The organism is Azospirillum sp. B510, from assembly GCF_000010725.1.
In the GTDB taxonomy this organism is placed as follows: Bacteria; Pseudomonadota; Alphaproteobacteria; order Azospirillales; family Azospirillaceae; genus Azospirillum; species Azospirillum lipoferum_B.
The window spans coordinates 759929-773855 of the sequence record NC_013854.1 but is presented as its reverse complement, the minus strand read 5'-3'; the positions used below and the strand labels follow the sequence as shown (position 1 = coordinate 773855).

The window sequence follows — 13927 nt, the reverse complement described above, 5'->3', positions numbered from 1 at the left end:
GCCGCGCGGTCGCCCCCCAAAAGAGAGCGCAAGGAGCTTACCCATGTCCGACCAGATCGCCGCCGTCACCAAGTCCGTCGAAGACGCCATCGCCACCGCCAAGCAGAATGTCGAGGGCCTGGTGAAGGCCCAGCAGGAGCAGATCGAGAAGGCGTCCGCCAAGGTGCTGAAGAGCTATGACGAGCTGACCGTTCTCACCAAGGAGAATGTCGACGCGCTGGTCAAGTCGGGCACCGTGGTCGCCAAGGGCGCCGAAGAGGCCGGCAAGCAGGTCGCCGCCTTCACCCAGTCCTCGCTGGAGAAGGGTGTGTCGAACGCCAAGTCCCTGCTGGCGGTGAAGACGATCCAGGAGCTGGTCGAGCTGCAAAGCGCCTACACCAAGTCCAGCCTGGACGCGCTGCTGGCCGAGAGCACCAAGCTGCAGGAACTGACCGTCAAGATCGCCACCGAGGCGCTGGCCCCGCTGAGCGCCCGCGTCAACGCCACCGTCGAGATCCTGTCGAAGAAGCCGGTCGCCGCCTGAGCGATGGGGATGGGCCGGGGCAAAGGCGGGACCTGAGCGCCGGGTATCCGAGCCCACCTGACGGATCACATCGCAGCGGCCCGGCACCCCGGACAGGGATGCCGGGCCGTTTCGCATTCGGCGTCCCGGTACGGCGGCCCTTTTTGCGGCGCGGCGCCAGGAAAGACGCCTAGGGTTTTCCCCCGAACGACGCCTAGGGTTTTCCGCCGATTGCGGCCCATCCGAAAGAGGTGTCTCCTATTCCTGGGTAACGGAAGGGCCTGTGGACCAAAGGAGGGTCTGCCAAATGGAGGGGAACCGAAAACGGCCCCTTCCCAGCACGGCCGAAATGACCATATCATTCCAGTGACAGTGCATCGCGATGACATTCGACTGGGACCATGGCCGACTCTGACAAGCGGGGCAACGACGGCACGAACAGCGGCGTGGTCGTAAAGGCCAAGCCGAAGACAAAAAAGCCGTCGATGTACAAGGTATTGATGCTGAACGACGATTACACTCCCATGGAGTTCGTCGTTCTCGTTCTCGAACGCTTCTTCAGCAAATCGCGCGAGGAAGCGACCCAGATCATGCTGCATGTGCACCGGCGGGGTGTGGGGTTGTGCGGCGTGTTCACCTACGAGGTGGCGGAGACGAAAGTCACGCAGGTGATGGACTTTGCGCGCCAGCACCAGCACCCGCTGCAATGCACGTTAGAAAAGGATTAGACCCACACATGCTGTCGCGTAACCTGGAACAGACGCTGCACCGAGCCCTGGCCCACGCGAACGAGCGCAGGCATGAATACGCGACGCTCGAACATCTGCTTCTCGCGTTGACCGAAGACTCCGATGCTACCGCCGTCTTGCGCGCCTGCGGGATCGATCTCGACCGACTGCGCGCGGAACTCTCTGACTATCTCGACAACGAGCTTGCGAACCTTATCACGAACAGGCCCGACGACGCCAAGCCGACGGCTGGCTTCCAGCGGGTTCTGCAACGTGCGGCCATCCACGTCCAGTCGTCGGGACGTGAGGAGGTGACGGGAGCAAACGTGCTCGTCGCCTTGTTCTCTGAACGCGAGAGCCACGCGGTCTATTTCCTGCAAGAGCAGGAGATGACCCGGTTCGACGCGGTCAACTACATCTCTCACGGAATCGCGAAGGCTCCGGGCCGCTCGGATACCAAGCGGGTCTCGGGCGCCGACGACGAGGCGGCGGCGGAGAAGGTCGTGAAAAAAGGCAGCGAAGCACTCGAGGCTTATTGCGTCAACCTGAACAAGAAGGCGTCGGGCGGGAAGATCGATCCGCTGATCGGCCGGGAGCAGGAGGTCGAACGGACCATCCAGATCCTGTGCCGGCGGTCGAAGAACAACCCGCTCTATGTCGGCGACCCCGGCGTCGGCAAGACCGCCATCGCCGAGGGCCTCGCCCGCCGCATCGTCCAGCAGGAAGTGCCGGAGGTGCTGCGCAACGCCACCATCTTCGCGCTCGACATGGGCTCGCTGCTGGCCGGCACGCGCTATCGCGGCGATTTCGAGGAACGGCTGAAGGCCGTCGTGTCGGAGCTCGAGGCGACGGAGGGGGCCATCCTCTTCATCGACGAGATCCATACGGTGATCGGCGCCGGCGCCACCTCGGGCGGGGCGATGGACGCGTCCAACCTGCTGAAGCCGGCGCTGGCGTCGGGTTCGCTGCGCTGCATCGGCTCGACCACCTACAAGGAATACCGCAGCTATTTCGAAAAGGACCGGGCGCTGGTCCGCCGCTTCCAGAAGATCGACGTCAACGAGCCGTCGATCGAGGACGCGATCAAGATCCTCCAGGGCCTGAAGCCCTATTACGAGAAGCATCACAAGGTCACCTACACCAACGACGCCATCCGCGTCGCGGTCGAGCTGTCGGCCAAATACATCGGTGACCGCAAGCTGCCCGACAAGGCGATCGACATCATCGACGAGGTCGGGGCGGCGCAGATGCTGCTGCCGGAGAACAAGCGCCGCAAGAAGATCGGCGTGAAGGACGTCGAGGCGGTGGTCGCCAAGATCGCCCGCATCCCGCCGAAGTCGGTCAGCCGCGACGACAAGGAGACGCTGCTGAACCTGGAGCGCGACCTGAAGACGATGGTCTTCGGCCAGAACAAGGCGATCGACGCGCTGGTCTCGGCGATCAAGCTGGCGCGGGCCGGCTTGCGCGAGCCGGAGAAGCCGATCGGCAACTACCTGTTCACCGGCCCGACCGGTGTCGGCAAGACCGAGGTGGCCCGCCAGCTCGCCATGACGCTCGGCATCGAGCTGACCCGCTTCGACATGTCGGAGTATATGGAGCGGCACACGGTGTCGCGGCTGATCGGCGCCCCGCCGGGCTATGTCGGCTTCGACCAGGGCGGCATGCTGACCGACGCCATCGACCAGCACCCGCATTGCGTCCTGCTGCTGGACGAGATCGAGAAGGCCCATCCGGATCTGTTCAACATCCTGTTGCAGATCATGGACCACGGCAAGTTGACCGATCACAACGGCAAGATCGTCGATTTCCGCAACGTCATCCTGATCATGACCTCGAACGCCGGGGCGGCCGACATGGCCAAGCCCGCCATCGGCTTCGAGCGTGACCGCCGGGTCGGCGAGGACATCGAAGCGGTCGAGAAGATGTTCACGCCGGAGTTCCGCAACCGCCTCGACGCGATCATCCCGTTCGCGCCGCTGACGCAGGAGGTGATCAACCGCGTCGTCGACAAGTTCATCATGCAGATGGAAGCGCAGCTGGAAGACCGCGGCGTGTCCATCGAGCTGAACGAGGAGGCGCGCGAGTGGCTGGGCAAGAAGGGCTATGACCCGCTCTATGGCGCCCGCCCGCTCGGCCGGGTGATCCAGGAATACATCAAGAAGCCGCTGGCGGAGGAGCTGCTGTTCGGCAAGCTCAGCAAGGGCGGTCTGGTCAAGGTCACCGTCAAGGACGACAAGCCGGCCTTCGACTATACCGAAGGCAGCCGGCCGAAGCGCACCTCCGGCGACGACGACGAGGAGATGGTGTCGGAGATGGCCGAGTAACCCCGGCCGATCCGTCCCGCATGGTGAAAAAGGGGGCCGTCCGCGGCCCCCTTTCCCGTTGTGTGGCCAAGGGGTGCGGCCGACGGTTGCGCTGTTTTGCATCGCTTCGTCACCGCGCGATGGTTTTGCCGGAAGGCCGGACTGCGCTATGGTCGCGCCATGACCGACCCAGCCGCCCCGAAGGCCACCATGCAGCCAGCCGACATCCCGTCCGCCGATGCGCAGGCGCCCCTGCTGCCCGCGCCCGACGCGCTGCGCATCGCCTTCGCCTGCGCCGACACCGACGAGGCGCGCGCCGCCCGCACCAGGCTGGTCCACCGCTATGGCAACGCCATCGCCGACGAGGCCGACGTGGTGGTGGCGCTGGGCGGCGACGGCTTCCTGCTGGAAACGCTGCACCGGGCGCTGACCCGCAACCGCGAAAGACCGACCCCGGTCTACGGCATGAATCGCGGGTCGGTCGGCTTCCTGCTGAACGCCTACCGCGAGGAGGATCTGGCGGAGCGCATCGTGGCCTCCCAGCATGTCCGGCTGCATCCGCTGCGCATGGTGGCGACGCGGATGAATGGCGAACGGGTCGAGGCGCTCGGCATCAACGAGGTCTCGCTGCTGCGCGAGACGCGCCAGGCGGCCAAGCTGCGCATCACCATCGACGGGGTGGTCCGGCTGCCCGAGCTGATTTGCGACGGCGCCCTGGTGGCGACGCCGGCCGGCAGCACCGCCTACAACCTGTCGGCCCATGGCCCGATCGTCCCGCTGAACGCCGGGGTGCTGGCCCTGACCCCGATCAGCGCCTTCCGCCCGCGGCGCTGGCGTGGCGCCCTGCTTCCGCATGCCGCCCGCATCACCTTCGACGTGCTGGAGGAGACCAAGCGCCCGGTCAGCGCCGTCGCCGACTTCACCGAGGTGCGCGAGGTTCTGCGGGTCGAGGTGCAGGAGTGCCGCGATGTCGGCCTGACCCTGCTGTTCGACCCCGAGCTGAATTTCGAGGAGCGCATCCTGAAGGAACAGTTCGCGCCCTGATCATCCTCTCTCGCCGGTCGGGCCTCAGGCCCGCCGGGCGACCCAGACGGCGGTCAGATCGTCGCGCAGCGGCAGGCTGGTGCGGGCATAGAAGCTGTCCATCATCGGGCGCAACGGGTGCTGGCGGTCGCGGGCCAGCCCGTCACGGACGAAATCGGGGACGGCATCCTGGCCCAGCGGAGCGGTCCCCTCCCCGCCGCATTCGATCAGGGCATCGCTGTAGAGGAACAGGAAGCCGCCACGCGGCAGGCGATGGCTCTGGTCGACATACCGCGCCCGGCGCGAGGCGCCCAGCACCAGCCCCGCCGAATCGAGCAGGCGGATGTCCGGCCCGTTCCGCTTGGGGCCGCCCGGCGTTCCCAGCACCGGATTGGGCGAGCCCGCCGCGGCGAAGGTCAGCGTGTCGATGGCGAGGTCGAGGATGCCGAAGAAGGCGGTGGCGAACTGGCCGGTCGGCAGCACGTCCTTCAACGCGGCGTTCAGTTGTCCCAGCCATTGCGACGGCGCCATGTGCTGCATCGGCAGGCGGTCGATCAGCGTGTGCAGGCGGAAGGTGTTGATCGCCGCCGTGATGCCATGCCCGGCGAAATCGACCATCAACAGCCCGAGCCGCCCATCCCCCAGCGGGTAGAGCCCCCAGAAATCGCCGCCCAGTTCGGACGAGGTTTCGAAATGGGCATCGAGGGTGAGGCCGTAGCGCTCCGCCACCTCGACCAGCCGCCGGTTTTCCGGCAGGAGCGAGGTCTGCATGGCGCGGGCATGCGACAGCTCGCGCTGGACCCGCTCGCGGAAGGTGGCGAGGTCGTTGAACAGCTTGCGCTTTTCCAGCTGATGGCGGACGCGGGCCACGCATTCGCCCGGCTTGATCGGCTTGGAGATGAAGTCGTTGCCGCCGGCCTCGAAACAACGGACCTGCTCGTCGTCGCTGTCCAGCGCGGTCTGGAACAGCACCGGCAACTCCTCGTGCGTCGCGTTGCGGCGCAGCGCCTCGCACATTTCCCAGCCATTCATCACCGGCATGTCGACGTCGAGCAGCACGAGGTCGGGGCGGAAACGGTCGACCGCCGCCAGCCCTTCCCGTCCGTTCTCGGCGAAGGCGATGTCGGTGATGCCGGCCCGGCGGATCACCAGGGCGAGCGATTTGCGGTTGAATTCATTGTCGTCGACGATCAGGACACGGCAATCCGACAGCGACAGGGCGGGCGCGGCCATGGCGGCTCCGTCAGCGGTCGAACTGGAGGACGGTGCAGCGTCCGCCATCGGTCACCGTCACCCGCGAGGCCAGCGAGCGCATGAAGACGAAGCCGCGGCCCGAGCGCGCCTTGTTGCCGGTAACCGCCGGGGCCAGGTCGGCGTCGAAACCGCCGCCCTGGTCCACCACGGCGATGGCGATGCCGTGCATGGTCCAGCGGCAGAAGATGTCCAGGCGCCGGCGCAGCACGGCGGGATCCTCCAGCCGGTCGCGCATCATCTCGCTGAAGCGGCGATAGCCGCCGGGCTCGCCCTTCACCGCGCTGGACAGGCCGAGATTGCCATGGACGATGGCGTTGGCGACCGCCTCATGCAGGCAAAGCTCCACGCTGGAACGGCGCTGCGGCTCCAGCACGCCGCGCCGCTCCAGCTCGTCGCAGACCAGCACCGGGCATTGCAGGCCATAGGCGGTCCCGGTGGTCAATGACAGATAGAATCCCGGCAGGTCGGGATGATCCGCCGCGGGCACGCCGGACCAGTCGTCCTGCAAGGCCGCCGCCTCGTCCACCCCTTCCCCAAGCTCCACCGTCAGGAACGGGCGGCGATCGAAGGCGGCGCGCAGGCGGTCGCGGTCGGCCCGCTCCATCAGCAGCGTTTCCATCGCCCGACCCGCAGGGTTGCCCGATTCGTCGGGCTGACCGCCCGGCGGCCCGTCCGGTCGCCAGTCCGGCCGTCCATGCGCCGTTCCGCCGAAACGCGCCACCACGCGGGCGGCCATCTCGGCGGGCACGCTGTCGCGCAGCAGGCTGAAGCCGCGCAAGGCCGGCTCGGCCGGACGGTCGCCGGCGCAATCGTGATGAACGCCGTCCATGCGGCACACTCCCATCGGACAGAGACCGGCCTTGCGAAAGGCGCCCGGCGGCTCAGGCTTCGAGGGTGAGAATCTCGCCCAGCCGCGCCAGATCGATCGACCGTCTCACATCTCCCGGAGGGCAGCGGACGATCATCTTGATGTTGCGGGTCTCCGCCTCCTCCTGAAGGATCAGCAGCATGCCGAGACCGGCGGAGTCGATGAACTCCAGCCCCGACATCTCGATGATGAAGCGCCGCATGCCGGGCGTCTCCAGCAGTTCGACGATGTCGCGCAGCCGGTCATGGTCGGTGAACTCCAGGCGCCCCGTCATCCCGACTTCGGTCGCATCGCCTGTGTTGGTCGTCTTGAAATCCATAAATCCTCTCAACCGATCGGCAGCCCTGGCCGCATTCATACGGATGCGCGCGAAACCTGCACTATGTGCGTATGCACAGTAGTGCAGGCAATCGCCCCATCTCAAGCAAGATACAATGAAGAATTGACCTTTTCCCTTGGAGCGCGATGGTTTTTCCCGAATACGCCCGGTCCGATGCGGATGCTGGGGCTTCCCCCCATGGACGGGCCGCGCATAACGGGGTAGAAGCTTTTCGGACGAACGACCGAGCCGCATGCCGCGCCGCCGGAACCGGGGTCGGGCTTGGGGCCGGACCCCGATCCAGGCCGGACGCCGCGACGATCCGCCGCGGTCACCGACCGCCAAAACAACACCCGACCGTCCAATCACAAACGTCCGGAACGGCAATGCATGACCAGGATCGTTGAGGCGTGGCGGCGCATCCCGACTGTATCGGCCAAATTCCTGCTGATTCTGGTCCCCAGTCTGGTTGTGGCGGTCTCGCTGTTCTCGACCCTGTTCTTCTGTGACCGTTACGCCGATCTGAAGGAGACGCTGCGGGGCAAGGTGGCGTCCATCGCCGACATCAACGCGCCGGCCCTGTCGAATATCCTGCGGACCCTCGACGACCAGATGATCGGCAACGCCATGCGGGCGATCGGCGCCAACCGGGAAGTGACCTGCATCGAGGTGAGCGACGATCTCGCCGGCAGGCTGTTCAGCTGGCCGCCCCGGCCGCAGGCGCAGGGCTGCCCGTCCGGCGGCGATACCGGCGTCGAACGGCGGCCGATCCCTTCGCAAACCGGCCGGATCGGCACCCTCACCCTGCATTACGGCGACGCCGCCGTGCGCGAGCAGCTGCGCCAGGAGGTGGTCAGCGCCGCCGTGCTGCTTCTGCTGATGCTGGGCGGCACCGTCGCGGCGGCGCTGGCGGCGCTGCGCCTGACGGTGGGGCGGCCGCTGAACCGGCTGGTCGCCTCCATCCTGGAATCCGAACGGGGCGGCGGGCACCAGCCGGTGGACTGGCGCGCCGCGGACGAGCTGGGGCGGGTGATCCAGGCCCACAACGCGATGCTCGCCCGGCTCGGCCAGGAGGAGGCCGCCCTGCGCAAGAGCGAGAAGCGGCTGGCGCTGGCCATCACCGCGACCCGCTCCTCCGTCTGGGATTACGATCTGGAGACCGGACAATATTGGTGGTCGAAGGAGTTCCCCTTTCTGCTCGGCTACGGCCCGAGCGAACTGCCGATGACGGCGGCGACCTGGGCCTCGCTGCTGCATCCGGACGAGGCCGAACGGGTGATGGTCGACTCGCGACGGCGGCTGCGCGACCGCGCCATGGCCTACACCGCCGTCTACCGCATGCGGCGGCGGGACGGCCAGTGGGCATGGATCGAGGACCGCGCCACCGCCCAGCGCGACGCCTACGGCCGCGCCCGGCGCCTGACCGGCACCATGTCCGACATCACCGAGCGGGTGCGGGCGGAACTGGATCTGGCGCATGAGCGCAATGTGCTTCAGGTCACGCTGGACAACACCGACCAGGGAATCATCAAGGTCGACGGCGACGGCCGGGTGGTGACGGCGAACCGCCGGGCGGCGGAGCTGCTGAACGTCCCGCCGACGGCGCTCGCCGGCAATCCGCCTTTCGCCGACGTGGTGGCGCGTCAGCGCCGCCAGGGCGAATTCGGCGAGATGGGCGACGATCCCGACCTCTATCTGACCTACGGGACCGGGCCGGGACACGGCGGCGACGCGGACGAACCGGCCGGAATGGTCGACCAGCCCTTCACCTTCAAGCGCCGCCGGCCAGACGGCCGCATCGTCGAGGTGCGGACCAACCCGCTGCCGGAAGGCGGCTTCGTCCGCACCCTGACCGACGTGACGGTCGAAGCGCGTTCCGCCGAGGAGATCTTCAATGCGATGCAGGAGCTGGAACGCGCCTACGCCGACCTGAAGGAGACCCAGGCCAATCTGGTCCAGGCGGAGAAGATGGCCTCGCTCGCCCTGCTGGTCGCCGGCGTCGCCCATGAGATCAACACCCCGATCGGCATCGCCTTCAGCTGCGCCACCCACCTCTCCGGCCGGACCGGCCAGCTGGCCGAGACGTTCGAGCGCGGAACGATGAGGAAATCGGAACTCGCCGCCTATGTCGCCACCGCCAGCGAAGCCTCCCGGCTGATCGAGCAGAACCTGACCCGCGCCGCCGAGCTGATCCAGAGCTTCAAGCGGGTCGCCGTCGACCAGACCAGCGAGGAACGGCGCCGTTTCGACCTGCTGGCCTATCTGGACGAGGTGGTGACCTCGCTCGGCCCCACCCTGCGCAAGAGCCCCCACCGCGTCGCCATCGCCTGTTCGCCCGGCATCGTCCTGGACAGCTTTCCCGGCGCGCTGAGCCAGGTGATGACCAATCTGGTGATGAACGCGCTGACCCACGCCTTCCCGCAGGACTGCAACGGGCACATCGTGATCGATGTCGACGAGCTGTCCGAGGGCGAGGTGGAAATCCGCTTCTCCGACGACGGCGTCGGCATCGCCGCGGAAAATCTGCCCAAGGTGTTCGAGCCCTTCTTCACCACGCGGCGCGGCACCGGCGGCAGCGGGCTGGGGTTGCACATCGTGTTCAATCTGGTCACCCAGTCGCTGGGCGGGCGGATCTCGGTTGACAGCGTTCCCGGCGATGGAACTACCTTCACCCTGCGCATCCCGAAGACCGCCGCCACCCCGCAACCGCCCACCGCCGCACCGCCGCCGCCCGTATCGCTGGAGACCGAACCCGCATGAGCACCGGCGTCCCCGACGACGACGAAATCCTGTTCGCCGACGAGGCGGCGGGCGCCGCCTCCGTTCCCGGCGCCGCCCATGAGGCGCGTGACGCCGCCATCGATGCGGCCGCGCCCCCTTGGACCATCCTGGTGGTGGATGACGAGGCCGACGTCCATTCGATGACCGGACTGCTGCTGGACGACGTCGTCTTCCAGCGGCGGCGGCTCGACCTCATCGGCTGCCTCACCGCGGCGGATGCCCGCGCCGTGCTGGAACACCGGCGCGACATCGCCGTGATCCTGCTGGACGTGGTGATGGAGGAGGATGATTCCGGCCTGAAGCTGGTGCGCTGGATCCGCGACGAGCTGGGCAACCGCGACGTCCGCATCATCCTGCGCACCGGCCAGCCCGGACAGGCGCCGCAACGCGACGTGATCGTCGATTACGACATCAACGACTACAAGCCGAAGGCCGATCTGTCAGCGGAGGGCCTGTTCACCACGGTGATCGCGGCGCTGCGCGCCTTCGACCAGATCCAGTCGATCGAGACCCGGGTGGCGGAACGCACGCGCGAGCTGCGCGAGAGCCGCGAGCAGGCCGAGGAGGCGACCAAGGCCAAATCCGCCTTCCTCGCCACCATGAGCCACGAGATCCGCACGCCGATGAACGGGGTGCTGGGCATGCTGGGCCTGCTGGAACGGACGGAGCTGGACGACCACCAGCGCGACACCGTCGGCACCATGCGCGAATCGGCCAACGCCCTGCTGCGGATCATCGACGACATCCTGGATTTCTCGAAGATCGAAGCCGGAAAGATGGATCTGGAGCGGGTGGCTCTGTCGGTCCCCTCGCTGGTCGAAGGGGTGGCGGAAACGCTGGCCCCGGCCGCCGGGGCCAAGGGGCTGACGCTGCTGACCTATGTGGATCCGGCGATTCCGCAGGCATTGCTGGGCGATCCGGTGCGGCTGCGCCAGATCCTGTTCAATCTGGCCGGCAACGCCATCAAATTCACCGAATCCGGCCGGGTCATCCTGCGCGCCGAACTGGAACCGGCGGCCGACGGCGCCGGGCCGGGGACAGGGACCGGGACGGAGCCCATTCTGCGCATCGCCGTCTGCGATACCGGCATCGGCATCACCGAGACCACGCGCCAACGGCTGTTCCAGCCCTTCACCCAGGCGGAAAGCTCCACCACCCGGCGCTTCGGCGGCACCGGGCTGGGGCTGTCGATCAGCCGCCGGCTGGCGGCGCTGATGGGCGGCGAGATCGGGGTGGAAAGCACCCCCGGCGCCGGCTCCATCTTCTGGCTGCGCCTGCCGATGGCCCATGGCGCCCTTCCGCCGTCGGCGGAAGAGCCGCAGGAGGCGATCGAGCTGACGGGATTGACGGTTCTGCTGGGGGTGCCCGACGACACGGAGCGCGGCTTCCTCGCCAGCTATCTGGAGCAGGCCGGCGCCCGCGTGCTGCCCGCCGCCTCCCCGCCGGAACTGGCCGCCCAGGCCCGCATCGCGCGCGAGGCCGGTTGCGCCGTCGGCGTCGTCACCATCGACGAGGCGCTGCATGTGCCCGCCGCCGCCTTCGCGCCGGACGAGCTGGGCCGCCGCAGCGGCGAAGCCCGGCCGCCGGTGGTCCTGCTCTGCCATGAGACCGGCGGATCGCCCTATCCCGGTCCCCTTCCGGGAACGCGGGGAACGGAAGCCGGCGCGGTGGTGCTGAGCCGGCCGCTGCGCCGGCTGGTCCTGCTCCGCGCGGTGGCCGTCGCCGCCGGCCGGCTCGGCGCCCAGCCGCAACTCCAACCCCAGCCCGCCGCCCACGCCCCGGAACCATCCACGGCCCCGCCCGCGACCGTAACCGCGCCCAAGACCGCACCCAAGACCGCGGCGCCCGGGCCGGCGGCGGCCCCGACCCTGGAAGAGGCGATGGCCGCCGGGCGCCTGATCCTGGTGGCGGAAGACAATCCGGTGAACCGCAAGGTGCTGCTGATGCAGTTGCAGGCGCTGGGCTATGCCGCCGAGATGGCGCCTGGCGGGGCGGAGGCGCTGGCGGCGCTCGACGCCATGCGACAGGGCCGGCGCCGCTATGCCCTGCTGCTGACCGACGTTCAGATGCCCGAGATCGACGGGTTCGAGCTGACCCGCCGGATCCGCTCCGGGGAGGCCCCGGCCGACACGGGCACCCGCCTGCCCATCATCGCCATCACCGCCAACGCCGCTCCCGCCGACATCGAAAGCTATCTCGCCGCCGGCATGGACGATGTGCTGAGCAAGCCGCTGGAGCTGTCGCAACTGGCCGCGACGCTCGCGCGCTGGATGCCGCCGGCCCCGGCGACGGATCAAATGGCCGATCGGGTGGCGGACCGGACGTCCGCGCCGTCCTCCTCCGCCGGCCGGGAGCCGCTGGTCGAGCTGGGCAGCCTGCGCGCCCTGTGCGGCGGCGATGCGGCGATGCTGGCGGAACTGCTCGACGATTTCGTCTCCATCGGCCGCGGCGTGGTCGCCGACCTGGGCATGGCGCTGGACGATGGCGACCGCGACTGGGTGCGGGCCTGCGCCCACAATCTGAAGGGGTCGTCGCGCAACGCCGGCGCCAAGCCGCTGGCGGAGGCCGCCCGCCTGCTGGAGCAGGCCGCCGCCGAAGGCGCGCCACTCGCCCGTCTGACGGAAGCGGCGGACCGGCTGCGCGCGGTCTTCGCCGCCACCTGCGAGGCCATCGGCAAGGAGTTGGCCGGCGCGGAGCGGCCGACGGCATGAGCGGTCCGACCGGGTTCCGCCCCGACCGGCGGCAGACCCTCGGCCTGCTGCTGGGCGCCGCCGCCTCGGCCGCCGCCGCGAGCGCGGCGGAGCCCGCCCTGGCACAGGGTACCCCACCGGCGAATGCCGCGCCGCCCACGCCTCCCGCCGATGTCGGCGTGCCCCGGCTGGGCGAGGAGCTGACGCCCTTCGGCGCGGTGCGGGCGGGCAACCGGACACGGGCGATCCCGCCCTGGACCGGCGGGCTGACCGAACCGCCGCGCGGCTATGTGCCGGGGCGTCCGTCGCCCGATCCCTACATCGAGGATGTCCGCTGGTTCACCGTGACCGCCGCCGATGTCGAGCGTTACAAGGTCCGGCTGACCGCCGGGCAGCAGGCGCTGCTGGCGAAATACCCGGAAAGCTTCCAGCTGGCGCTGTTCCCCTGCCGCCGCAGCGCCGCCGCCCCCCAACGGATCTATGACGCCTCGCTGGCCAACGCCGGCCGCGCCGCCGTCGGCGAGAACGGGATGGCTCTGCGCGACGCCACGGTCGGCGTGCCCTTCCCCATCCCGGCCAACGGCGTCCAGGCGATGTGGAACCACAAGCTGCGTTGGCGCGGCGGCCCGCTGTCGCGCACCAGCCTGACCGTTGTGCAGGCCGGCGACGGCACCCGGTCCTTCAGCAGGCTGCGCGAGGATTTCCTCTCCCCCTATGCCGCCGGGGACATGGCGGCGCCGCCGCTGCTCTACCGCCGCACCATCCTCGACCCGAAGGAGCAGGCGGGCGGCAGCCTGATCCTCCAGGGCACGCTCGACCCGATCGCCACGCGGACCCGCGCCTGGGTGCGCGAGGGGGAGCGCGGGCGCGTGGTGCCGGCGCCCGACTTCGCCTATGACACGCCGGACCCGGTGACGGGCGGCATCTGCACCGCCGACATGCTGGACATGTTCAGCGGCGCGCTCGACCGCTTCGACTACACGCTGGTGACCCGGCGCGAGATGTACATGCCGTACAACGCCCACCGGCTGGTCAACCCCAACCTGGCCATGCGCGACACCCTGTGGCCCGGCCATCCCAACCCGCAATTCCTGCGGTACGAGATGCACCGGGTCTGGGTGGTCGATGCCCGGCTGAAGCCGAACTTCAAGCACGCCCTGCCCGACCGCACCTTCTACCTGGACGAGGACAGCTGGCAGATCCTGGCCTCGGAACATTACAACGGCAAGGGCGACCTCCTGCGCTACGCCGAGGCCCACACCCTGCCGCACTGGCAGGTTCCGGTCCTGCTGCCGACGGTGGAGTTCGCCTTCGACCTGACGGCCGACCGCTACGCCGCCCGCGGGATGGAGAACGGCCAGCCACCGCCGCAGTTCGACGCGCCGCTGACGCCGGAGGACTTCACCGCCGACGCCCTGATCCGTCGCGGCCGCCGGGGCTGAGACCGCCACCACACGGC

General features: G+C 68.7%; 10 protein-coding genes. 7 read left to right on the top strand and 3 right to left on the bottom strand.

Annotated features, from left to right (window positions below):
* Positions 1-43: 43 nt before the first annotated feature.
* The 4 genes from AZL_RS03620 (at position 44) to AZL_RS03605 (ending at position 4577) form a co-directional block, all read left to right on the top strand.
* Positions 44-523 (top strand): phasin family protein, encoded by a 480-nt coding sequence (locus AZL_RS03620; protein ID WP_042442463.1) that lies wholly within the window; start codon positions 44-46, stop codon positions 521-523.
* A gap of 380 nt (positions 524-903) precedes the next feature.
* Complete coding sequence (gene clpS, locus AZL_RS03615; protein ID WP_012973311.1) at positions 904-1230, top strand: ATP-dependent Clp protease adapter ClpS; 327 nt, start codon at positions 904-906, stop codon at positions 1228-1230.
* Positions 1231-1238: 8 nt separating this feature from the next.
* Positions 1239-3554 (top strand): ATP-dependent Clp protease ATP-binding subunit ClpA, encoded by a 2316-nt coding sequence (gene clpA, locus AZL_RS03610; RefSeq protein ID WP_012973310.1) that lies wholly within the window; start codon positions 1239-1241, stop codon positions 3552-3554.
* A gap of 159 nt (positions 3555-3713) precedes the next feature.
* A complete protein-coding gene (locus AZL_RS03605) occupies positions 3714-4577 on the top strand; it encodes an NAD kinase (RefSeq protein ID WP_247894261.1) in 864 nt (287 codons plus the stop codon).
* 24 nt (positions 4578-4601) lie between these two features.
* On the opposite strand, the gene AZL_RS03600 is transcribed toward AZL_RS03605, so the two are convergent.
* Genes AZL_RS03600 through AZL_RS03590 form a run of 3 tightly spaced genes read right to left on the bottom strand, consistent with a single transcriptional unit; the run spans position 4602 to position 6997 of the window.
* Entirely contained in the window at positions 4602-5789 is a 1188-nt protein-coding gene (locus AZL_RS03600) for a PP2C family protein-serine/threonine phosphatase (protein ID WP_042442462.1), read from the bottom strand.
* Between the two features lie 10 nt (positions 5790-5799).
* Positions 5800-6639 (bottom strand): ATP-binding protein, encoded by an 840-nt coding sequence (locus AZL_RS03595; RefSeq protein WP_042442461.1) that lies wholly within the window; start codon positions 6637-6639, stop codon positions 5800-5802.
* Between the two features lie 52 nt (positions 6640-6691).
* Positions 6692-6997, bottom strand: coding sequence for an STAS domain-containing protein (locus AZL_RS03590; RefSeq protein ID WP_012973306.1), 306 nt, complete (start codon positions 6995-6997; stop codon positions 6692-6694).
* Positions 6998-7387: 390 nt separating this feature from the next.
* Between AZL_RS03590 and AZL_RS03585 the strand changes: the two genes are divergently transcribed.
* The 3 genes from AZL_RS03585 to AZL_RS03575 are packed head-to-tail and all read left to right on the top strand — an operon-like array spanning position 7388 to position 13910.
* Positions 7388-9757, top strand: coding sequence for an ATP-binding protein (locus AZL_RS03585; RefSeq protein ID WP_042442459.1), 2370 nt, complete (start codon positions 7388-7390; stop codon positions 9755-9757).
* A complete protein-coding gene (locus AZL_RS03580) occupies positions 9754-12489 on the top strand; it encodes a response regulator (RefSeq protein ID WP_012973304.1) in 2736 nt (911 codons plus the stop codon). Before AZL_RS03585 ends, AZL_RS03580 begins: the two co-directional genes overlap by 4 nt.
* On the top strand, positions 12486-13910 hold the full coding sequence (locus AZL_RS03575; RefSeq protein WP_012973303.1) for a DUF1329 domain-containing protein: 1425 nt from the start codon (positions 12486-12488) through the stop codon (positions 13908-13910). The genes AZL_RS03580 and AZL_RS03575 overlap by 4 nt, the downstream gene beginning before the upstream one ends.
* Positions 13911-13927: the final 17 nt, after the last annotated feature.